Origin of the sequence: Actinoplanes oblitus (genome assembly GCF_030252345.1) — a bacterium.
Taxonomy (GTDB): Bacteria; Actinomycetota; Actinomycetes; order Mycobacteriales; family Micromonosporaceae; genus Actinoplanes; species Actinoplanes oblitus.
Genome location: NZ_CP126980.1, coordinates 9,305,265 through 9,326,117, shown reverse-complemented (window position 1 = coordinate 9,326,117; position 20,853 = coordinate 9,305,265). Strand labels below are relative to the sequence as shown.

Below are 20,853 nucleotides of genomic sequence, written 5' to 3'. Positions count from 1 at the left end.
ACCCGCGACAAGATCTTTTCGAGCGCGGGGACGGGCAGAGCGCGGGGTCTGGCAGAGCGAGGGCGGGGGTGAGGGCGGGTGGAGCGAAGGCGGGGACGCGCAGAGCGTGGGGGCGGGCGGAGCGAGGGCGGGGACGCGCAGAAATGGCGTTGACCGGCCGGGTTCGCGCTTGAAGGATCTGCTGATGGCCGACTTCAGCATCCGACCCGCGGAGCCGGACGACGCCGCTGCCGTGGTCGCCCTCAGCGCGACGGTCCATCCCTATCTGGTGCGCGGCGTGGCCCGCACCAGGCTCATGATCGCCGAGCCGCCGCCGGGGGAGGACTGGGCTGCCTTCGTCGCCGAGCGGGACGGCAAGGTGGCCGGATGGGTCTCGGCCTATCGCAACGCGCGCACGGCCGAACCGGATTTCGGCCAGATCTCGCTGCTCCAGGTGCACCCGGCGGCGCGCGGGCGGGGCATCGGCAGCGCGCTCTTCGCCGCGGCAGCCGGACACCTGCGCGCGGCCGGGATCCGTCGAGCGGCGGCGACCGCCACTCCGGAGGCACTGCCGTTCGCCCGGCGCCGCGGCTTCGAACCGCTCCGCGAACTGCGCTACTCCGTCCTCGACCTGGCACCGCCCGCCGGGCCGGGCGCGGCCGCTTCCGAACGAGCCGATCTCGCAGCGCGCGCCGGACTGGGTGCGGCTGCTTCCGAACGAGTCGATCCACCGGCGCCCGTCGGACTGGGTGCGGCCGCTTCCAGGCGAGGCGATCTGGCAGCCCCCGCCGGACCGGGTGCGGCCGCTTCCGAACGAGCCGATCCGCCGGCGCCGGACGCCTCGCGCGGACCGACTCCTGGCAAAGCCGACGCGACGCTGGATGACGTCCGCTTGATCTCGCTCCGCGAGACGACCCCGGAAGTCCTGTACGCCGCCGACGTCGCTGCCGCCGCCGACGAGCCAGGCGACGTCCCGCCGCAGCCACCCTCCTTCACCACGTGGTGCTACGACGTCTGGCAGAACCCGGGCCTGGACCACGAGATCAGCACGGCCGCCCTGATCGCCGGTGAGATCGTCGCGTTCTCCCTGCTGGTCCGCGACGGCGACCGCGTCTGGTCGGACATGACCGCCACCGCACCGGCGCACCGCGGCCGGGGCCTGGCCCGCCTGGTCAAGACCGTCGCCCTCACCCGCGCCGCGGCAGCCGGCGTCGCCCGGGCCTTCACCAGCAACGACGAGACCAACCTGCCGATGCTCGCGGTCAACACCCGGCTCGGCTACCGCCCGGTCGCCACCCAGTTCTCCTGCGTCGGCCCGCTCGGCTGACTGGTGCTGCCGAGGTCTTCCCCACCCACGGACGCCGCCCTTTCGGGCTGAGCGTTCTGGACGCGCAGCGGCCAGCTCAGCCCGGAAGGGTCCCTGGCGGGAGCGACGATCTGTGATCAGCGCGGACCCGAGTCAGGATTCTGATGTTGATCTTCAAAGCCGACCACAATCCCGGCCGATGAGGAGGTCGATGAGGAGGTCGATGAGGAGGCCGATGAGGAGGTCGATGACGAGGTCGATGGGGAGGTCGTCCGCAATCCCGGCCGATGACGAGGCGGATGAGGAGTCTGACGGCGACCCCGGCCGATGAGGAAACCGACGAAGCGCCGAAGAAGCCGACGAAGCCGATGAGAGGGGCGCGCGGCAAAGGAGGTCGCTCACACCTCGGGAACTCGCTGTGGAGATTGCGCGATCTCGTCGTAAGCTTCGGGAAACAACTGAATACCTCATCCAGAGGGGCAGAGGGAACGGCCCGATGAAGCCCCGGCAACCACCGCGTATGTCTCGAGGACGAGGCCGCGCGCGGCAGGTGCTAATTCCGTCCCCGCATAGCGGCAGGTCGCCGCCGGGGAAAGATGAGAGGAAGGCCTCGATGACGTCTGCCGTCACCGCACCCGGAAACACGACCTCCACCTCGCCCGCCCGTGGCCTGATCTGCCGCGCGTGTTCCGCTGAGTACCCGCTGGCCGCGCAGCACGCCTGTTACGAGTGTTTCGGCCCGCTCGAGGTGGCCTACGACGAGGCGGCGCTCGCGCGGGTGACCCGGGCCGAGATCGAGGCGGGCCCGCAGAACATCTGGCGCTACGCCGCGCTGCTCCCGGCCGGCCAGGACCCGGCCACCCGGGTGACCCTCGACCCCGGCCTGACCCCCCTGGTCAGCGCGCCGGCGCTGGCCGAGCGGCTGGGCATCACCGCCCCGCTCTGGGTCAAGGACGACTCGCAGAACCCGACCCACTCGTTCAAGGACCGGGTCGTCTCGGTGGCCCTGACCGCGGCCAAGGAGCTGGGCTTCAAGCGGTTCTCCTGCGCCTCCACCGGCAACCTGGCCAACTCGGTCGCCGCGCACGCGGCCCGGGCCGGCGTGCCGAGCATCGTCTTCATCCCGTCCGACCTGGAGCAGGGCAAGGTCGTCACCACCGCGGTCTACGGTGGTGAGCTGGTCGCCATCGAGGGCTCCTACGACGACGTCAACCGGCTGTGCAGCGAACTGGTGGAGACCGACGAGTTCGAGGACACCGCGTTCGTGAACGTGAACGTGCGGCCGTTCTACGCCGAGGGCTCCAAGACCCTGGGTTACGAGGTCGCCGAGCAGCTCGGCTGGCGGATTCCGGCCCAGGTGGTCATCCCGATGGCCTCCGGCGAGCTGCTCACCAAGGTGGACAAGGCGTTCAGCGAGCTGGTCGAGATCGGCCTGGCCGAGGCGCCCGAGGGTGGCTGGACCGTGTTCGGCGCGCAGTCGCAGGGCTGCAACCCGATCGCCGTGGCGCTGCACAACGACACCGACGTGATCACCCCGGTGAAGCCCACCGGCATCGCCAAGTCGCTGAACATCGGTGACCCGGCGGCCGGGCCGTACGCGATCGAGGCGGTCCGCCGCACCGGCGGCTGGATGGACTACGCGAACGACGAGGAGATCCGGGCCGGCATCCGGCTGCTCGCCGAGACCACCGGCGTCTTCGCCGAGACCGCCGGCGGCACCACCGTCGCGGTGCTCAAGAAACTGGTGGACAGCGGCAGGCTGGACCCGGCCAAGGAGACCGTCGTCTACAACACCGGTGAGGGCCTGAAGACGCTCGACGCGGTGGCCTCCGAGGTCGGCCCGACCCACCGGATCAAGCCGTCGCTGCGCGGTGCGCGGGAAGCCGGCCTGCTGGGATAGCGGAAAGTAACCGCGAGTCTGCCGGTTGTCGAATATTCCTTCCTCCGAGGACTTGCGCGCCGATCTCCCGATCGGCAGGATGCTTGTCGCGGGAGGACGCGACGCCGTAAGTGGCCCCTCACCTGAGCTTGGCGACAATCTCCGAGGGACCCAACGACCCAACGCTGACCCAGTGGCTTCATGCCGGAGGCGTTGTGCGTCCGTCCTCCCGACCAAACCTCACCGGCGAAACCGTTGCAGCCACGGGCGCAGCGGCAGATCTTCCGGATAACCGCCGTCGCGCAGCCCGGCATGGCGTTCGAACCAGTTCCGCACGCCGAACGATCCGGTCGCCACGTAGGACCAGCCACAAGCGACCCAGTACGCCGGCCAGAAGAGTGGGCCGAGCACGGCGTACTGCCCGGCGTGCCGGCTCTCGTGCGCCAGCAGCGCGGCGCGTTCCCCGGCCAGCAGCCACTCCGCCGAGCGCCGGGTGATGATCACCGAGCCGACCGTGAAGCAGGACGCCGGCGGCATCGGCAGTCGCCACCCCTCGGCGATCAGCACGCCGTCCCGGCCCCGGCGGATCCTGGTGCGGGTGGCGAGGGCGAGCAGCAGCCCGGCGCCGGTGGTCCCGTTCGCGGCGGTGAGCACCGTCCGGGTGACATGCCAGCGCCGGGGTGACATCAGATCCGCCGGCGCATCTGCAGCTGGGTGAGGACCGGCACCGTCGGATGCGGCAGACGCAACCCGGTGTCCTCGAAACCCAGTTTTTCGTACGCCCGTACCGCCCGCCCGTTGCCCGCCACCACCTCGAGCATCAGCTCGTGCCGCCCGGCTGCGGTGGACCAGTCGGCCACCGCCTCGACCAGCTGGGCGAGCAGCTTGCCGCCGCGGCTCGCCGGGGTCAGGTAGACCGAGAAGACCACCGTGACCAGCGGCTCGTCCGGGATCGCGGTGCCACCGGCGTGCCCCAGCAGCGGCCCGTCACCCGGGTCGACGATGAACTGGGACAGCTCCGGGCCCTCGGCCGACATGCTCAGGCGCTGCGCGTAGCCCTCGTGCGGGCGGGCGGCGGCCTGGGCGAGGGTCTCCAGGAACGCGAGGGGGCTGTCCGCGAGCATCTCGAGTCGCAGGGCGCGCATCCGGCCGGCGTCCCCGGGCGTGACCCGGCGCACGGTCCAGTTCTCCATGCGTCCTCATTACTCGCAGCGGCGGGCACCGGCAACCGTCTTGCCGCAAAACCGTCCTGAGCTGCACATGAAGATCTTTAGCCGGATTCCGGGCCGGGCCCGGGGGTTTCGCGGGAAGATGGGGTTTCTTGCACTCGGTACCGGAGAGTGCTAAACAAGTGATTGGCACTCGCGACCCGTGAGTGCCAGCAGGTCGGGACGGTGGGGTTCCGGTCGCGTCGCCGCCATCGGCGCCGCGGCACGAAACCGGTCGTCGCGGGCTATCCGGCTCGGCCTGAGGACGTCACATCGCCAGGTGGTGACGTCCACAGACTTCCTCAGTGTGCGGGGACGGGCCCATCCGGCTCGGAACCGCGGATGTCCGGGAGGACAACGCCGTATGGCCAAGATCATCGCATTCGACGAGGAGGCTCGTCGGGGCCTCGAGCGCGGCATGAACCAGCTCGCCGACGCGGTCAAGGTGACCCTCGGCCCGAAGGGCCGCAACGTCGTCCTCGAGAAGAAGTGGGGCGCCCCCACGATCACCAACGATGGTGTATCCATCGCCAAGGAGATCGAGCTCGAGGACCCGTACGAGAAGATCGGCGCCGAGCTGGTCAAGGAGGTCGCCAAGAAGACCGACGACGTCGCCGGTGACGGTACGACGACGGCGACCGTCCTGGCCCAGGCCCTGGTTCGCGAGGGTCTGCGCAACGTGGCCGCCGGTGCCAACCCGATGGCCCTGAAGCGGGGCATCGAGGCGGCCGTGGCCAGCGTCTCCGAGGGTCTCTCGCAGATCGCCAAGGACGTGGAGACCAAGGAGCAGATCGCCTCCACCGCGTCCATCTCCGCCGGTGACACCACGGTCGGCGAGATCATCGCCGAGGCCATGGACAAGGTCGGCAAGGAAGGCGTCATCACCGTCGAGGAGAGCAACACCTTCGGCCTGGAGCTCGAGCTCACCGAGGGTATGCGCTTCGACAAGGGCTACATCTCGGCGTACTTCATGACCGACGCCGAGCGCATGGAGGCCGTCTTCGACGACCCCTACATCCTGATCGCGAACAGCAAGATCTCCGCGGTCAAGGACCTGCTGCCGGTCCTGGAGAAGGTCATGCAGTCCGGCAAGCCGCTGGTCATCATCGCCGAGGACGTCGAGGGTGAGGCCCTGGCCACCCTGGTCGTCAACAAGGTCCGCGGCACCTTCAAGTCGGTCGCCGTCAAGGCCCCCGGCTTCGGTGACCGTCGCAAGGCCATGCTGGAGGACATCGCCATCCTCACCGGTGGCGCGGTCATCAGCGAGGAGGTCGGCCTCAAGCTGGACGCCGCCGACCTGTCCCTGCTGGGCCAGGCCCGCAAGGTCGTCATCACCAAGGACGAGACCACCATCGTCGACGGTGCCGGTAACGCCGAGCAGATCCAGGGCCGGGTCAACCAGATCCGCGCCGAGATCGAGCGCTCGGACTCCGACTACGACCGTGAGAAGCTGCAGGAGCGCCTGGCCAAGCTGGCCGGCGGTGTTGCGGTGATCAAGGTCGGCGCGGCCACCGAGGTCGAGCTCAAGGAGCGCAAGCACCGCATCGAGGACGCCGTTCGCAACGCGAAGGCGGCCGTCGAGGAGGGCATCGTCCCGGGTGGTGGCGTCGCGCTGGTGCAGGCCGGCAAGACCGCGTTCGACAAGCTGGACCTGTCCGGCGACGAGGCCACCGGTGCCAACATCGTCAAGGTCGCGCTCGACGCCCCGCTGCGTCAGATCGCCGTGAACGCCGGCCTCGAGGGCGGCGTCGTGGTGGAGAAGGTGCGCAACCTGGAGCCCGGTCACGGCCTCAACGCCGCGAACGGTGAGTACGTCGACCTGCTGGCCGCGGGCATCATCGACCCGGCCAAGGTGACCCGCTCGGCGCTGCAGAACGCCGCGTCGATCGCCGCGCTGTTCCTCACCACCGAGGCCGTCGTGGCCGACAAGCCGGAGAAGAACCCGGCCCCGGCCGGCGCCCCCGGCGGCGGCGACATGGACTTCTGAGTCCAGCCGTAACAAACCGGATCGGGCGGGTCGCGAGAGCGGCCCGCCCGATCCGTGTCTCAGGCCGGTTGCCTCTCCCGGCCGGCGTCGGTGAGGTCACGCAGGCCGCGCACCGGGGAGAACCAGAAGATCAGCGGCGAGCCGAGGGTGAGCACGCCGAAGACCAGCAGGGTGGTCCGGGCGCCCAGCGGCCCGGCCAGCGCGCCGGCCAGCAGGCCGCCGATCGGGATCGCGCCCCAGGACACGAACTTCACCGTGGCGATCACCCGGGAGAGCAGCTCGGGCGGGCTGTGCACCATCCGGTAGGTCCGGGTGGTCACGCTGAGCACCACCACCGAGCCGGCGAAGATCAGACTTCCGGCCGCGAAGGCCAGGTACCCGGCCGTCCCGGTGCCCAGCGGGATGAGCAGGGCGCCGGCCACCCCGGTGAAGCCGGCGACGATCAGCCCGCGAGCGGTCCCGAAGCGGGTGGTGAAGCGGGTGGTCAGTGCCGCCCCGGCCACGGTGCCCAGCCCCTCGGCGGCCAGCAGCACCCCGACCACGCCGGGCGGCGCGTGCAGGTCGCGGACCAGGTAGAAGGCGAACAACGCCAGCTGCCCGCCGCAGACGAAGTTGATCGAGGTCGCCACCCACATGCCGGGGCCGATGATCGGGTGCCGGATGACGTAGCGCCACCCCTCGCGGATCAGCTCGGCCATCGGCGTGCGAGCACCGCCCGGGGCCTCGGTGCGCCGCGCCGGAAGCGAGCCCAGCAGCGCGCCGGAGAACAGGTAGCTGACCGCGTCGAGGAACAGCGTCGGCACCGGGCCGAGCAGCTGGACCGCGAGCCCGCCCAGTGCCGAGCCACCGAGCTGGGTGGTCGCGTGCGTGCCGGAGTTCAGGCTGTTCCGCGCCTGCAACTGGCCGGCGGGCACGATCGTCGGCAGGAACGTCTGGTTGGCGACGTCGAAGAGCACGTCCGCGAAGCCGACCACCAGGGCGACCACGATCAGCTGGGGCACCGTGAGCGCGCCCCGCCACCAGGCGAGCGGGATGGAGGCCACCGCGAGCGCCCGGGTCAGATCGGCGGTGACCTGGACGCCGCGCAACGGCAGGCGATTCACGATCACGCCGGCCGGCAGGCTGATCAGCAGGTAGGCCAGGTAGGTCGCGGCGGTGATCAGACCCATCTGGAAGGCGGACGCGTGCAGCACTGTCAGCGCGGTCAGCGGGAGTGCGATCGAGCCCACCGCCGAGCCCAGCTGACTCGTCGCCCCCGCGGTCCACCAGCGCCAGAAGGTAGTCAGTTTCATAATGGAACGCACTATAGTTGGTGATCGTGAGGCGAGTCGACCCGCAGGACGTGGACTGCGGAATCACCCAGGCCCTCGGTGTCCTGACCGACTGGTGGACGTTCCTGATCGTGCGGGACGTGGCCGGTGGCGTGACCCGCTTCGACGCGCTGCAGAAAGAGCTGGGGATGAGCCGTCGCGCCCTGGCCGAGCGCCTCGCCGCCCTGGTCGAGCACGGCGTCCTGCACCGCAGGCGGTACACCGACCGTCCGCCGCGCCACGACTACCTGCTCACCGCCAAGGGCGAGGGACTGCTCCCGGTGTTGCTCTCCCTGCAGGAGTGGGGTGACCGCTACGTGCTCGGCGACGGCTCGCTCACCGCCACCGCGGCGGCCGGCACCGCCGAGCACCGCCGCGCCCACGCCCTGCGCGGCCGGGCCCTGCCGGAGATCACCCTGCCCCGGCAGGACGACGTCCCGGTGCCGCCCGCCGAGCCGGGCGCCTGGACCGTGCTGTTCTGCTTCCCGGGCGCCTTCGCCCCGGAGTCACAGGGCTATCCGCCGCACTGGGCGGACATCCCGGGCACCCGCGGCTGCACCCTGGAGGCGACCACCTACGCCGCCCGCCACGAGCGGTTCGCGCGGGCCGGTGCCCGGATCCGCGGTGTCAGCACCCAGCGCACCGACCAGCTGAGCGCCTTCGCCGCGCACGCCGGGCTGCCGTACGAGCTGCTCTCCGACGCCGACGGCCGGCTCGCCACGGCGCTCCGGCTGCCCACCTTCCGGGCTGCCGGGACCGACCGGCTCAAGCGCCTCACCATGCTGGTCGATCCGGCCGGCACGATCCGGGAGATCCAGTTCCCGGTCACCGACCCGGCCGCCTCGGTCGACGAGATGCTGACCGCCCTCGCCGGACGGGTGGCGAAGTGACGTGTGTGGGGCGGGCCACATTCCTCCGCCGGGGTGACACCGGCGGGGTCTAACCTGGGACGGGTGCGTGATCCCTCCGTCTCCCGCTACTCGGCCGGCCGGCTCTCCCCGATCCGGCGGACCGCCGACCTGCGGCGCCTGCGTGACGAACAGTTCGACGTCCTGGTGATCGGTGGCGGGGTCACCGGCGCCGGCGCGGCGGTCGACGCCGCCTCCCGCGGGCTCAAGGTGGCCCTGGTCGAGGCGCGCGACTTCGCCGCCGGCACCTCCAGCCGCTCCAGCAAGCTGATCCACGGCGGCCTGCGTTACCTGGAGCAGCTCGAGCTGCACCTGGTGCACGAGGCGCTGACCGAGCGCGGCCTGCTCGCCACCCGGATCGCCCCGCACCTGGTCCGCCCGGTGCCGATCCTGGTGCCGCTGCCGGCCAGCAACCCGGCCCAGCGAGTCTGGCAGCGGGGTTACTACGGGCTCGGGGTGGCGGCGTACGACGCCTTCGCCGGCGTCTTCGGCGGCGGCCGGGGCATGCCGCTGCACCGGCACCTGAGCCGGGACGGCGCCCGGCACATCTTCCCCAGCCTGCGCGCCGACAAGATCGCCGGCGCGATCCGGTACTACGACGGCCAGATGGACGACGCCCGCCTGGTGGTCAACCTGGCCCGTACCGCGGCCGCCCAGGGCGCCGCCGTGGTGACCAGTGCCCGGGTCACCGGGTTCTTGCGCGAGGCCCGCGAGGTGGTCGGCGTCCGGGTCAAGGATCTGGAGGCGCCCGGGTCGGAGGAGTTCGAGGTCCGCGCCCGGACGGTGGTCGCCGCGACAGGTGTGTGGAGCGACGACATGTCGCAGATGCTGCACGACGTCGGCGTCCGTCCCGGCTTCCAGGTGCGCGCGTCCAAGGGGGTGCACCTGGTGGTGCCCCGCTCGGCGATCACCGGCGAGGCCGGGCTGATCCTGCGTACCGCGACCTCGGTGCTGTTCGTGCTGCCCTGGGGCGGTCACTGGATCATCGGCACCACGGACACCGACTGGCAGCTCGACCGGTCCCACCCGGCCGCCTCCGCGCGCGACATCAGCTACCTGCTCGACCAGGTGAACACGGTGCTCGACCGGCCGCTGACCACCGACGACATCGAGGGCGTCTACGCCGGGCTGCGGCCGCTGCTCTCCGGCGAGGCGGATAGCACCTCCAAACTCTCCCGCGAGCACGCGGTGGTCGAGCCGATGCTCGGCCTGATGCTGGTGGCCGGCGGCAAGTACACCACCTACCGGGTGATGGCCGCCGACGTGATCGACCGCGCGGTGCGCCGGCTGGGCGGCCCGTTCCGCGAGTCCCGCACCGACCAACTGCCGCTGCTCGGCGCCGACGGTTACGCCGCCGCCTGGCGCGACCGGCAGGACACGGCCCGCCGGCACGGCGTCACCACCGGCGTGGTCGAGCACCTGCTGGAGCGTTACGGCACGCTGACCGTCCACCTGCTCGCCATGATGGCCGCCGATCCGGAGCTGGCCGTCCCGCTCGACGGCGCCCCGGAGTACCTGGCCGTCGAGGTGGCCTACGCCGCGCTCGCCGAGGGCGCCCTGCACCTCGACGACGTGCTGACCCGCCGGACCCGCATCTCGATCGAGACGGCACACCGCGGCTCCGCGTCGGCCGAGCACGCCGCCCGCGTCATGGGCCGAGTGCTGGACTGGGACGACACCGTCCGCACCCGCGAGGTCGAGCACTACCTGGCCCGCGTCACCGCCGAACGCGAGTCCCAGACCATGCCCGACGACCGCACGGCCGACGCCGCCCGAGTCGGCGCCCCAGACGTCCGCGGCCTGGCCAGCGACCGCCGTTCCGACCCGAGCGACCGCCGCTCCGGCTCGGGCGACCGCCGCTCCGGCTCGGGCGACCGGCGGGAAGGCGCGGGCGACCGAGGCTCCGACCTCGGCGACCGGCACCCCGACTCCGATCCGCCCGGCGACCGAAGTTCCGACCTCCTCGAGATCGACCTTTGATCCTCGTCGACGAGCCTCGCTGGCCGGGCCGTGGCCACCTCTGGTCACACCTGGTCAGCGACGTCTCCCTGGCCGAGCTGCACGCCTTCGCCGAAATGCTCGGCTCGCCCCGTCGCGCCTTCGACCGCGACCACTACGACATCCCGGCCCACCGCTTCCGCAGCGCCCTCTGGCTCGGCGCCACGCTGGTGCCCTCCCGCGAACTCACCGCCCGCCTCCGAGCCGCCGGCCTCCGCCGCCCCAAACACCTGACCCGACGCAAGATCGCCAGCTGATTCAAACCCTTTCCGGTACGCCCTCCCCGCCCCCACCCGCACAGCCCCGTCCCGTGCCTCGACGCCAGGCCGCCGTCACCTCACGACCGCGAGGCCGCATCCGGGCCGAACTGCCCCTACCGGCAGCCCGCCCAAACCCCCAACCCCGTCGGCTGGTCGTCACGGTGGTCTCCGGCCTCGGGATGCCACCCTGAGCGCCAGCCCGTCGGGCTTGGCTGGTCGTGACGGTGGTGTCGGGCGTCGGGATACCACCCTGAGCGCCAGCCCGTCGCGCTTGGCTGGTCGTGACGGTGCTCTCCGGCCGCGGGATGCCACCCTGAGCGCCAGCCCGTCGGTCGCGGCTGGTCGTGACGGTGCTCTCCCGGTCGGGATGCCACCCTGAGCCCCAGCCCGTTGATCGCGGCTGGTTGTGACGGTGGTGTCCGGCCTCGGGATGCCACCGTGAGTGCCAGCCGGTCGGTCCCGTCGATCGTGGCTGGTCGTGATGGTGGTGTCCGGGCTTCTGATACCACCGTGAGTGCCAGCCCGTCAGGCTTGGCTGGTTGTGACGGTGCTCTCCAGGGCCGGGATGCCACCGTGAGTGCCAGCCGGTCGGTCTCGTCGATCGTGGCTGGTCGTGATGGTGGTGTCCGGGCTTCTGATACCACCGTGAGTGCCAGCCCGTCAGGCTTGGCTGGTTGTGACGGTGCTCTCCAGGGCCGGGATACCACCGTGAGTGCCAGCCGGTCGGTCTCGTCGATCGTGGCTGGTCGGAGCGGTGGTGTCCGGGCTGCTGATACCACCGTGAGCGCCAGCTGATCCGGTCTCGTCGGGCTTGGCTGGTATTGGTGGTGGTGTGCGGGCTCGGGAGACGACCCTGAGTGCCAGCCCGTTGGGCTTGGCTGGTCGTGACGGTGGTCTTCGGGCTCGGGAGGCCACCGTGGGTGCCAGGCCGTTGGTTGTGGCTGGTTGTGGTGGTGGTGTCTGAGGGCCAGGAGGCCGCCGTGGGGCCGGCTCGGGTTGTCACGGGGCGTGGTCCGGGCTTCCGGCTGGCTGGAGTGGGCGGGGTTCGGGGTTGGGTTGGCGGTCGTGAGCGGCCGCGGACGTCGCCCTTCCGGGTTTCGCGTTCTGGGCGCGCCAGCGCCCTGCGAAGCCCGGAAGGGTCCCTGGCGGGAGCGACGATCGGTGATCAGCGCGGATCCGAGTCAGGAAGATCTTGATCGAGCTGACGCCGGATCGCGGGCCGGTTCTGATCGCTGGAGTGCGGGCCTTTCGGAGGTGGATCGGCGGCGCTGCCGACCGAGCAGCACGGGACCGCTACGCGAGCAGCTCCAACTCCGCCTGGAGGTTGCGCTGCGCGGCTGTCTCCCACTCGTCGCGGATCGGGGCGAGGCGGTAGATCGACGGCAGTTTCAGCAGTTCCTGGAGGACCCGGGAGCGCGCGGCGCGGAAGTCGCCGTCCGGGACGTGGGCGTATTCGCGGCGGATCGCCATCGTGTAGCGGGCGTAGCGGTCCTCGTCGGCGGCCAGGATCGCCAGGTCGGCGTCGCAGAGCAACTCGCCGTCCGGGTCGTTCTCCTCGGTGGCGTGCCCGGCGGTCAGGCCGACCAGGCGGGCTACCTCGGCCGCGACCTCTTCCGGCGTGCCCAGTTCGAGCAGCAGGCCGTGGGCGAACTCGGCGCTGTCCCGTTCGTTCGCGTCGCCCAGCGCCCGCGGGTCGTAGACCGCGTCGTGCATCCAGGCGGCCAGCCGCACCCGGTCCGGGTTCGGGGCCAGTCCGGCGAACTTGTCCACCACGTCCAGCACCGCGGACAGGTGGGTCACGTCGTGATAGTGGCGTTGCGGCTCGGTCCAGCGACTGAGCAGGTAGTTTGCGGCGGAGTCCAGATCGGTGTCGGTCGCGGTGGCGCCGGCGCCCCGCGCCGCCGCCCGGAATCGGTCGGGCAAAGATGTCACGATGGCCATCCTGGCACGGAGGTAGCACGCATGATCGGCGTCGCGAAGGATCGGGCCGACGCGGTGGCCATGCGGGCCCGGGCCGGGCTGATGCTTGCCCTGCAAGCGGGCCTGGCCGCGGGCCTGGCGTGGTATGTCGCACATGATCTGATCGGCCGCCCGGCGCCGTTCTTCGCCCCGATCGCCGCGGTGATCACGCTGGCCTCCTCGGTCGGCCAGCGGATGCGGCGGACGGCCGAGCTGGTCGCCGGGGTCGCCGTCGGTATCGGTCTGGGCGACGGGATCATCCTGCTGATCGGCACCGGGCCGGTGCAGATCGGGCTGATCGTGCTGTTGGCCGTGCTGGTGGCGACGGCGGTCGGCGGTGGCCCGCCGCTGATCGTGCAGTCCGCCTCCTCGGCGGTGCTGGTCGCCACGCTGACGGTGCAGACCGGGCATCCCTGGACCAGGTTCTTCGACGCGCTGGTGGGCGGCGGGATCGGCCTGGCGGTGATGACCGTGCTGCTGCCGATCAACCCGCTCAGCGTGGTGCGCCGGGCCGCCGATCCGGCGCTGCGCGCCTTCACCGCCGGGCTGCACGAGGCGGCGCTGGGGCTCGCCGAGGGCGATCCGGACGTCATCGAGGCGGCGCTGACCAGGTTGCGGTCCGCCGAGGGGACGTTCGAGGCCTTTCGTACGGCGATCGACGCGGCCCGGGAGAACGTGGCGTTCGCGCCCGCTCGCTGGCGCAGCCGGGGCGCCCTGGCGCAGTACGTGGCCGGCGCTCCCCAGTTGACCTACGCGCTGCGGAACGTGCGGGTGATGATCCGCCGGGCGCAGACCGCGCTGAGCGACCGGGAACGCGTGCCCGAGGTGCTGCCCGCCTCGGTCCGGCACCTGGGCGACGCGGTGGACCTGCTGCGGCAGGAGTGGGCGCGCGGGGTCGAGCCGGTGGCCACCCGGGAGCGGGCGTTGCGGGCGGCGGCCGAGTCGGGGCGGGCGTACGACACCGGGGTCGGTTACTCCGGTGGCGTGGTGGTGGCCCAGATCCGTACCTCGGTGGCCGACCTGTTGCGTGCCACCGGGGTGGAGTACGCCGAGGCCACCCGGCAGGTGCGGAACGCCGTGGGCTGGCGCGGACGGCCGCGCGGCGCCCGGAACCGCACCGCCCGATCCCGGCCACCGGCACCGCCGCCCGGCCCGCCGCCCGGTCCGTCACCGGAGGCGGACGCCGGCTGATCGATGACCACGTGATCGCATCGGCGGTCCTCGGGGGCGCCGGGCAGGCTCGTGGTGACTACGCTGGCGGGCATGGCCGACGTCTCGCCGACCGGGTCACCCGACCCGGTCAATCGCCCCAGCTCCCCTCCGGAGGCGCAGTCCTGGCCGGCCGACGGGGTGGCGCCCGCGTACACGCCGGTCAACGTGACCGCCGAGGCCGTCTCGCCGGACGCGGTGCCGCCGTTCCCGACCGAGACGACGCGGCACGTGGCGCCGGTTCCCGGCCGCCGGGCCGGCTGGCGCCGCTGGCTGCCGGTCGCCTCGGTGATCGCGCTGATCGCCCTGGCCGCCATCGGCATGCTGATCTTCCTGGGTTACAACATCGGCCTGGCCGGCCTGGCCGTCGGCCTGACCGCGGCGATCCTGCCGGTCCCGCTGCTGGCCAGCGCGTTCGCCTGGCTGGATCGGTACGAGCCGGAGCCGGTGAAGTACCTGATCTTCTGTTTCGCCTGGGGTGCCGCGGTGGCGACCGCCGCGGCGCTCGCCGTCAACACCGGCGCGGCCTGGCTGTTCGACAAGATCGGCCTGCCGGACGCGCTGGTCGCGGTGCTGGTCGCGCCGTTCATCGAGGAGTCGATGAAAGCGCTCGGCCCGGTCCTGCTGTTCTGGAAGCGCCGCGCCGAGTGGTCCGGCATCACCGACGGCATCGTCTACTGCGGCCTCTCCGCGCTCGGTTTCGCCATGGTGGAGAACGTGTTGTACCTGGGCGGTCACGGTTACGCCGCGGGCGCCAGTGAATACGGACCGGCCACCGGCCTGACCAACGTGTTCGCCATCTTCATCGTCCGGATCCTGTTCACCGGCTTCGCGCACCCGCTGTTCACCTCGATGACCGGCATCGGCCTGGGCATCGCGGCGCGCTCCGCGGACCGCAACGTGCGCTGGCTGGCTCCGATCGGCGGGCTGCTGCTGGCGATGATCCTGCACGGCACGTTCAACCTGCTGCCGACGCTCTCCGCGGCCACCGGCGAGTCGCTGATCATGCTGTACGGCTATCTCGGCTTCATGGTGCCGTTCTTCTTCGCCGTCGTCGGTTTCGCCATCGCGCTGCGCAGCTGGGAGGGCCGGCTCGCCGAGCGGGTGCTGTTCCAGTACGTGCACACCGGCTGGTTCGCGCCGCCGGAGGTGGCCGCCCTGGGCAGCCTGGGCCGGCGGCACTCGGCCCGGCAGTGGGCCAAGCGGGTGGCCGGCCCGCCCGGCGGCAAGGCGATGCGCAACTTCCAGTTCGCCGCGACCCGGCTGGCGCTGCTCCGCGACGGCATGCAGCGCGGGCTGGCCGGCGACCAGGTGGAGATGGCGAAGGCCGCGGCCGAGGAGCGGGAGCTGCTCGGGGCGGTCACCGGGTACCGCTCGGTCTTCGCCGGGCGCGACCCGCAGACCCCGCCGGCCTGGTGGGACGGGCAGAGTTACCGGATCACGTTCCCGGACGGGGTGGTGCGCGCCGTGGCGCCGCCGGCCGAGCCGGTGATGCCGGTGCCGGTGCGGCTGCCACCGCCGATGCCGGTCTACCCGGGCGGTTACGGTCCCGGTTACGGCCCGGGTTACGGGCCCGGCCAGGGGCCTGGTTACGGGCCGCCGCCGTTCGCGCCGATGCCGCCGCCCTACAAGTAGAGGCCGGTGCCGTCCGACTCGACGCGGGTGGCCGCGACGGCGTGCACGTCCCGCTCGCGGAGCAGCACGTACTCCTTGCCGTGCAGCTCGACCTCGGAACGGTCGTCCGGGTCGAACAGGACCCGGTCGCCCACCACTATCGACCGGACGTTCGGCCCGACGCCGACAGCGGTGGCCCAGGACAGCCGCCGTCCCATCGAGGCGGTGGCCGGGATGACGATGCCGGCGGTGGAGCGGCGCTCGCCCTCCCCACCGTCCTGGCGGACGAGGACGCGGTCGTGCAGCATCCGGATCGGAAGTCCGGTCTCGGTACGGGCGGTGTCGGCACTCACGAATGCAGACGGTACGCCGCCGCGCGGCACGGCGTTCCGCGTGGTCCCGATCGCGACCGGTGAGTCGCGGGCGCACGGCGGGAACGGCACCGGACTACCGTGATGGGGCGTAACCGAAGGGGCGAGGGGGTAGGCGGTTGAACCGCTTGCAACGTGTCCGGGAAAACCTGCAGAGGGCCTACGACACGGGACGGGAGACGGTCCGGATGGCGCGTATCGCCCGGCCGCCACGGGAGCCGGAGCCGGATGAGGACGAGTACGCTCCGCCGCCGCCCGAGCCGGCCGTGGTGCACGGCTCGACCAGCAGCCTGGACGACGAGGACGTACCGCACTCGCTGCGGATCGCCGCGGCCTGGAGCTGGCGGCTGATCGTCGTCGGCCTGGTCGGTTACGCCGGGCTGAAGTTCATCGGCATGGTCGACGTGGTGGTCGTCCCGCTGGCCATCGCGCTGCTGCTCACCGCGCTGCTCGGCCCGGCGGTCGGCTGGCTGCTCAAGCTGCGCGTGCCCCGCTCGGCGGCCACCTTCCTGGTGCTGGTCGGCGGGCTGGGCGCGGTGGTCGGGACGCTGACCCTGGTGGTCAACCAGTTCATCGACGGGGTGCCGCAGCTGACCGAGAAGGCCAGCGCCGGTGTCCGGCAGATCCAGGACTGGGCGCGGACCGGCCCGCTGCACCTCTCCGACAAGCAGGTCGACCAGGCCATCGACTCCGCGCAGGACTGGGTGAACGACAACACCTCGTCGCTCACATCGACCGGCATCTCCACCGCCGCCACCGTCTTCGAGCTGCTCACCGGGCTGCTGCTAGTGCTGTTCGCGACGTTCTTCTTCCTCCGGGACGGGCGGAAGATCTGGCGGTTCATCGTCCGGCTGTTCCCGGTGAACGCGCGCTGGTCGATGGCGGACGCCGGCGACGCGTCCTGGGCGACGCTCGGGGCGTACGTGCGGGCCACCGTGCTGGTGGCCTTCATCGACGCGCTCGGCATCGGGCTGGCGCTGGTGATCCTGCACGTGCAGTTCCCGTTCCCGCTGGCCGCGCTGGTCTTCCTGGGGGCGTTCATCCCGATCGTCGGGGCCGCCGTCTCCGGCTCGGTGGCGGTGCTCGTCGCGCTGGTCACCCAGGGCTGGGTGGTCGCGCTGATCACGCTCGGCGCGGTGATCCTGGTGCAGCAGCTGGAGGGCCACGTGCTGCAACCGCTGATCATGGGCCGGGCGGTGGCGATCCATCCGCTGGCGGTGATCATCGGGATCGCCTGCGGGGTGGTGCTGGCCGGGATCGTCGGCGCGCTGGTGGCGGTGCCGCTGATCGCGGTGATGAACACGGGTGTCCGGCGGCTGTCCCGCCGTCGCCCGGAGATCCCGCCGGACGCGGTGGTGGTCACCGCCGGCAGCAGCGGCTGAGACCGGCGGGGCAGAGCACGAGGGGCGGGACTCCCGGAGGAGTCCCGCCCCGATGCGACAGAGCGTGGGTCAGGCGGCGGCGACGCTGAGGGCCACCTCGTTGACGCCGCGGGTGGCGTCCACGGCGAGTTCGCCGTTGCCGAAGCGGCTCAGGGCGCGCAGGGTCCAGGAACCCGGGGCGGCGAAGAAGCGGAACACGCCCTCCGGCGAGGTGACGACCTCGGCGGTGAACTCGCCGGAGCCGTCCAGCAGGCGGACGTAGGCGCCGCCCACTGCCTCACCCTCGGCGGTCCGCACCAGGCCGGTGATGACGGTCTCCTTCTCCAGGTCGACGCTCGCGGGGAGGGGAGCGGACTGGTCGGGAGCAGCGCAACCGGCGATGTTGGCGGCGGCCGCGGCGTTCGCGGTGGGAACAGTCATGATGATCAGGCCTTTCCGGGCTCGTCGCCGAGGGCGATCGGCACGCCGATGAGCGAGCCGTACTCAGTCCAGGAACCGTCGTAGTTCTTCACGTTCTCCTGGCCGAGCAGCTCCTTGAGCACGAACCAGGTGTGCGAGGAGCGCTCGCCGATCCGGCAGTACGCGATGGTGTCCTTGCTGCCGTCCAGGCCCGCGTCGCCGTAGATCTTGGCGAGTTCCTCGTCGGACTTGAACGTGCCGTCCTCGTTGGCGGCCTTGCTCCACGGCACGCTGATCGCGGTCGGGATGTGACCGGCGCGCTGCGACTGCTCCTGCGGCAGGTGCGCGGGGGCGAGCAGGCGGCCGGCGTACTCGTCGGGGCTGCGCACGTCGACCAGGTTCTGCACGCCGATGGCCTGCACGACCTCGTCGCGGAACGCGCGGATCGCCAGGTTCGGCGCCTTGGCCTGGTAGGAGGTCGTGGCCCGGGCCGGCACGTCCTTGGTGTAGACGCGAGCGTCCAGCTCCCACTTCTTGCGGCCACCGTCGAGCAGCTTGACCGACTCGTGGCCGTAGAGCTTGAAGTACCAGTACGCGTACGCCGCGAACCAGTTGTTGTTGCCGCCGTACAGGATCACCGTGTCGTCGTTGCTGATCCCGCGCTCGGACAGCAGCGTGGAGAACTGCTCCTGGTTGACGAAGTCGCGGCGGACCGGGTCCTGCAGGTCCCGCTTCCAGTCGATCTTGATGGCGCCCGGGATGTGGCCGCCGTCGTAAGCGCTGGTGTCCTCGTCCACCTCGACGAAGACGATGCCGGGGGTGTCCAGGTTCTTCTCGGCCCAGTCGGCCGATACGAGTGCGTTGTCGCGACTCATCGTTTCACTCCCTGTGTGGGTGATTGGGTGAGTCAGCGCACGGAGGTGTGGTCGCACCCCGCGCGGACCCAGAATTGGTGGGATCACGGGCTGGTTTGTGCGACGGCGCCACTGCCGGACAGAGAGATGCCCTGGGCTAATGAGAGAGGGTGCTCAGCACCGCATGGCTCCGTCAGTCAGACGGAGCGACACAGGCACGCGGCCACGCGACACAGGTCGATCGCGCGCCTTTTCGTGAGCAACGGGCTCATGGAACGGACCCTACCAGCGGTTCCAGAGCCCGGAACAGTACCGACCACGATCCGGGACGAGGCGGGGGTCACAGTCCCCCGGCGTTGATGTTCACCTCGTTGGCCCCGAAGGTGACCCGCAGGCCGTCCTTCTCCGGGCTCACCGAACGGACCTTGAGCTGCAGCGGGAGCTCCGGTGCGGGCAGATCGAGGCCGAGCCGGCCGGCGTAGGCGTCGATGGCGCTCTGGATCCCGGGCAGGTCCGGCAGATTCGTCGCCTTCACGTTCGCGAAACGGACCCGGATGCCGCCGTCGGCCACCGACAGCTTGGCGGTGCCGGCCAGGTCGAGCTGCTGCCCGAGCACGGCCACGGTGGCCGAGCCGACCAGGTTGCCGTCCTTCTCCGCGAGCTTCAGGCCCTTCTGCCCGATCAGGTCGATCAGCTGGGGGTAGTCGATGGTGCCGGTGCCGGTCAGGGTGCCGGCCACCACGTCGCCCTGGCCGCTGCGCAGGGCGTCCAGCGGGGCCCGGACGTCCTTGGCGTGGATGTCCAGCAGGTCCATGTGGATCTGGTCGCCGGTGCCGGTCGGGCCGGCGAAGTTCGGCAGCTGGATCTGGATCTCCTGGTACTCGCCGCGCACCACCTGGGTGAGGAACGGGACGCCCTTGATGTCCACCTCGGGGGTGTCGCTGCTGGCCTTGCGGGCGCGGACCTGCTCGGCGACCTTGTCCCCGATGACCCCCTCGGCGTACGAGGCGCCGTACCTGTCGACGACCACCAGGCCGGCCAGCAGCAGGAGCAGCAGCACCCCGACGAAGATCAGGAGGCCCCGGCCCCGGCGGCGGCGCGGGCGCTGGTCGGTGCGGTGCTCCTCGGTCACGGGCCCTCCCGGTTCGTGGACTGTTGAGGACCGTACATGCCCACGTCCACGGCTCCGGGAAACGAGAGGTTCAGGTGAGATAGAGGTGCAGCAGGAGGTACGCCGCGGCGAAGGTGAGCGCGAACCCACCGAGCGGACCGGTCATGTGCCGGGCCAGCCAGAACGTCGGCGCCTCACCGGCGAGCCGGCGACCCGCCTCGCCGAAGTTCACCGCCAGGTCGACCAGGATCGCCGCGACCGCCGCGATCAGGCCGGCCACCGCACCCTTGGCCGGGGTGAACGGGAACACCAGCTGACTGCCCAGCCACGCGGTGACGAAGGTGCCGATCATCGCGCCCAGCACGATGCCGGCCGCGCCGCGGGGCACCTGGGCGGCGATCCGCGGTTTCGGGAACACCGCGTCGGTCAGCCGGGAGATCAGCAGCGCCAGCCCGGCGCCGGTGCCGCAGACCAGGATGGCCTGCGAGCCGAGCGACTGCCGGGTCAGCACGATCGGGAGCGCGTAGGCCACCACACCCAGCACGATCAGCAGGGTGGTCCGCCACGAGTCGCCGACCCGGTGCCGGTCCTCGGCCCGGAACAGCTGGCCGCCCAGCGCCACCACGAAACCGGCCAGCGCCACGTAGAGCAGTGGCAGCAGCGCGGCCTCGGCGGTGGTGGCCGCGACGTAGCACGCGACCAGGCCGGTGGCGCCGCTGATCGCGGCGGTCGCCGAGCGGGCCGGCGGGTTCAGCGCCATGGTCCAGGCGAGCAGGCCGAGGAGCTGGACACCGAAGAGGATGATCGCGTACGCCGACCGGTTGTCCGGCCCGGTGGTCAGCGTCCCGGCGATCAGCGCCGCGCCGACCAGCGCCCCGAAACCGCCGATCGCCATCGACAGCTTGGGCCGGACCGGGACGACCTCGATCTCCTCGAACTCCTCCTCGTCGTCCGTCTCCGGATCCGCCGAGGTGGGCCGCTCTTCGGGCTCGTCGTCCGGCACGGCCCCGTACATGCCGGCTTTGGGCCGGCCCGGGTGCAGGCGCGCGACGTCACGGGAGGCGTCGGCGTCCCAGGGGTCGTCCTGCGGCATGGAGGGGAACACGACAGCGATCGTGC

The 20,853-nt window shown here is 71.6% G+C and carries 19 protein-coding genes and 1 riboswitch; of the genes, 9 read left to right on the top strand and 10 right to left on the bottom strand.

Annotated elements, in window-relative coordinates:
- Positions 1 to 184 precede the first annotated feature (184 nt).
- On the top strand, positions 185 to 1,306 hold the full coding sequence (locus Actob_RS41630) for a GNAT family N-acetyltransferase (RefSeq protein ID WP_284917455.1): 1,122 nt from the start codon (positions 185 to 187) through the stop codon (positions 1,304 to 1,306).
- 443 nt (positions 1,307 to 1,749) lie between these two features.
- A riboswitch (SAM riboswitch) is annotated at positions 1,750 to 1,888 on the top strand.
- A gap of 10 nt (positions 1,889 to 1,898) precedes the next feature.
- A complete protein-coding gene (thrC, locus tag Actob_RS41625; RefSeq protein ID WP_284917454.1) occupies positions 1,899 to 3,185 on the top strand; it encodes a threonine synthase in 1,287 nt (428 codons plus the stop codon).
- Between the two features lie 219 nt (positions 3,186 to 3,404).
- Here thrC and Actob_RS41620 read toward each other — a convergent pair whose 3' ends face one another.
- Together Actob_RS41620 and Actob_RS41615 are read right to left on the bottom strand one after the other, a co-directional pair.
- Entirely contained in the window at positions 3,405 to 3,851 is a 447-nt protein-coding gene (locus Actob_RS41620) for a hypothetical protein (protein WP_284917453.1), read from the bottom strand.
- A complete protein-coding gene (locus Actob_RS41615; RefSeq protein WP_284917452.1) occupies positions 3,851 to 4,357 on the bottom strand; it encodes a GNAT family N-acetyltransferase in 507 nt (168 codons plus the stop codon). The genes Actob_RS41620 and Actob_RS41615 overlap by 1 nt, the downstream gene beginning before the upstream one ends.
- 379 nt (positions 4,358 to 4,736) lie before the next feature.
- Between Actob_RS41615 and groL the strand changes: the two genes are divergently transcribed.
- On the top strand, positions 4,737 to 6,359 hold the full coding sequence (gene groL, locus Actob_RS41610) for a chaperonin GroEL (protein ID WP_284917451.1): 1,623 nt from the start codon (positions 4,737 to 4,739) through the stop codon (positions 6,357 to 6,359).
- Positions 6,360 to 6,418: 59 nt separating this feature from the next.
- Here the strand turns inward: groL and Actob_RS41605 are convergent, their stop codons facing one another.
- On the bottom strand, positions 6,419 to 7,651 hold the full coding sequence (locus Actob_RS41605; protein ID WP_284917450.1) for an MFS transporter: 1,233 nt from the start codon (positions 7,649 to 7,651) through the stop codon (positions 6,419 to 6,421).
- 26 nt (positions 7,652 to 7,677) lie between these two features.
- On the opposite strand from Actob_RS41605, the gene Actob_RS41600 reads away from it, so the two are divergent.
- The 3 genes from Actob_RS41600 to Actob_RS41590 all read left to right on the top strand — a co-directional run bounded on the left by Actob_RS41600 (position 7,678) and on the right by Actob_RS41590 (position 10,832).
- Positions 7,678 to 8,559 carry a winged helix-turn-helix transcriptional regulator gene (locus Actob_RS41600; protein WP_284917449.1) on the top strand — a complete coding sequence of 294 codons (882 nt, stop codon included), beginning with the start codon at positions 7,678 to 7,680 and terminating at the stop codon, positions 8,557 to 8,559.
- Between the two features lie 63 nt (positions 8,560 to 8,622).
- Complete coding sequence (locus Actob_RS41595; RefSeq protein ID WP_284917448.1) at positions 8,623 to 10,557, top strand: glycerol-3-phosphate dehydrogenase/oxidase; 1,935 nt, start codon at positions 8,623 to 8,625, stop codon at positions 10,555 to 10,557.
- Positions 10,554 to 10,832, top strand: a complete 279-nt coding sequence (locus Actob_RS41590; protein ID WP_284917447.1) for a DUF4031 domain-containing protein — start codon at positions 10,554 to 10,556, stop codon at positions 10,830 to 10,832. Before Actob_RS41595 ends, Actob_RS41590 begins: the two co-directional genes overlap by 4 nt.
- 1,296 nt (positions 10,833 to 12,128) lie before the next feature.
- On the opposite strand, the gene Actob_RS41585 is transcribed toward Actob_RS41590, so the two are convergent.
- Positions 12,129 to 12,767, bottom strand: coding sequence for an HD domain-containing protein (locus Actob_RS41585; RefSeq protein WP_407653504.1), 639 nt, complete (start codon positions 12,765 to 12,767; stop codon positions 12,129 to 12,131).
- A gap of 30 nt (positions 12,768 to 12,797) precedes the next feature.
- Here Actob_RS41585 and Actob_RS41580 point away from each other — a divergent pair, with 30 nt between their 5' ends.
- Positions 12,798 to 13,985, top strand: coding sequence for an FUSC family protein (locus Actob_RS41580; protein WP_284917445.1), 1,188 nt, complete (start codon positions 12,798 to 12,800; stop codon positions 13,983 to 13,985).
- 72 nt (positions 13,986 to 14,057) lie between these two features.
- On the top strand, positions 14,058 to 15,638 hold the full coding sequence (locus tag Actob_RS41575) for a PrsW family intramembrane metalloprotease (protein ID WP_284917444.1): 1,581 nt from the start codon (positions 14,058 to 14,060) through the stop codon (positions 15,636 to 15,638).
- Here the strand turns inward: Actob_RS41575 and Actob_RS41570 are convergent.
- Positions 15,629 to 15,925 (bottom strand): GroES family chaperonin, encoded by a 297-nt coding sequence (locus Actob_RS41570; protein WP_185046288.1) that lies wholly within the window; start codon positions 15,923 to 15,925, stop codon positions 15,629 to 15,631. The two genes, Actob_RS41575 and Actob_RS41570, sit on opposite strands and share 10 nt — an antisense overlap.
- A 251-nt stretch (positions 15,926 to 16,176) precedes the next feature.
- Between Actob_RS41570 and Actob_RS41565 the strand changes: the two genes are divergently transcribed.
- A complete protein-coding gene (locus tag Actob_RS41565) occupies positions 16,177 to 17,370 on the top strand; it encodes an AI-2E family transporter (protein ID WP_284917443.1) in 1,194 nt (397 codons plus the stop codon).
- 69 nt (positions 17,371 to 17,439) lie between these two features.
- On the opposite strand, the gene Actob_RS41560 is transcribed toward Actob_RS41565, so the two are convergent.
- The 5 genes from Actob_RS41560 to Actob_RS41545 form a co-directional block, all read right to left on the bottom strand.
- Positions 17,440 to 17,790, bottom strand: a complete 351-nt coding sequence (locus Actob_RS41560) for a DUF1416 domain-containing protein (RefSeq protein WP_284917442.1) — start codon at positions 17,788 to 17,790, stop codon at positions 17,440 to 17,442.
- Between the two features lie 5 nt (positions 17,791 to 17,795).
- Positions 17,796 to 18,644 (bottom strand): sulfurtransferase, encoded by an 849-nt coding sequence (locus tag Actob_RS41555; protein WP_284917441.1) that lies wholly within the window; start codon positions 18,642 to 18,644, stop codon positions 17,796 to 17,798.
- Between the two features lie 176 nt (positions 18,645 to 18,820).
- The gene (locus Actob_RS44185; protein WP_311775359.1) at positions 18,821 to 18,895 is read right to left on the bottom strand and encodes an Ms5788A family Cys-rich leader peptide; all 75 of its coding nucleotides are present in this window, start codon (positions 18,893 to 18,895) and stop codon (positions 18,821 to 18,823) included.
- 68 nt (positions 18,896 to 18,963) lie between these two features.
- On the bottom strand, positions 18,964 to 19,755 hold the full coding sequence (locus Actob_RS41550; protein ID WP_284917440.1) for an LmeA family phospholipid-binding protein: 792 nt from the start codon (positions 19,753 to 19,755) through the stop codon (positions 18,964 to 18,966).
- 70 nt (positions 19,756 to 19,825) lie between these two features.
- A complete protein-coding gene (locus tag Actob_RS41545) occupies positions 19,826 to 20,839 on the bottom strand; it encodes a hypothetical protein (RefSeq protein ID WP_284917439.1) in 1,014 nt (337 codons plus the stop codon).
- Between the last annotated feature and the right edge of the window lie 14 nt (positions 20,840 to 20,853).

Excerpts from the sequence above, each read along its gene's own strand:
- Actob_RS41630 (WP_284917455.1), top strand. The coding sequence starts at position 185 with ATGGCCGACTTCAGCATCCGACCCGCGGAGCCGGACGACGCCGCTGCC.
- thrC (WP_284917454.1), top strand. The coding sequence starts at position 1,899 with ATGACGTCTGCCGTCACCGCACCCGGAAACACGACCTCCACCTCGCCC.
- Actob_RS41620 (WP_284917453.1), bottom strand. The coding sequence starts at position 3,851 with ATGTCACCCCGGCGCTGGCATGTCACCCGGACGGTGCTCACCGCCGCG.
- Actob_RS41615 (WP_284917452.1), bottom strand. The coding sequence starts at position 4,357 with ATGGAGAACTGGACCGTGCGCCGGGTCACGCCCGGGGACGCCGGCCGG.
- groL (WP_284917451.1), top strand. The coding sequence starts at position 4,737 with ATGGCCAAGATCATCGCATTCGACGAGGAGGCTCGTCGGGGCCTCGAG.
- Actob_RS41605 (WP_284917450.1), bottom strand. The coding sequence starts at position 7,651 with ATGAAACTGACTACCTTCTGGCGCTGGTGGACCGCGGGGGCGACGAGT.
- Actob_RS41580 (WP_284917445.1), top strand. The coding sequence starts at position 12,798 with ATGATCGGCGTCGCGAAGGATCGGGCCGACGCGGTGGCCATGCGGGCC.
- Actob_RS41575 (WP_284917444.1), top strand. The coding sequence starts at position 14,058 with ATGGCCGACGTCTCGCCGACCGGGTCACCCGACCCGGTCAATCGCCCC.
- Actob_RS41570 (WP_185046288.1), bottom strand. The coding sequence starts at position 15,925 with ATGCTGCACGACCGCGTCCTCGTCCGCCAGGACGGTGGGGAGGGCGAG.
- Actob_RS41565 (WP_284917443.1), top strand. The coding sequence starts at position 16,177 with ATGGCGCGTATCGCCCGGCCGCCACGGGAGCCGGAGCCGGATGAGGAC.
- Actob_RS41560 (WP_284917442.1), bottom strand. The coding sequence starts at position 17,790 with ATGACTGTTCCCACCGCGAACGCCGCGGCCGCCGCCAACATCGCCGGT.
- Actob_RS41555 (WP_284917441.1), bottom strand. The coding sequence starts at position 18,644 with ATGAGTCGCGACAACGCACTCGTATCGGCCGACTGGGCCGAGAAGAAC.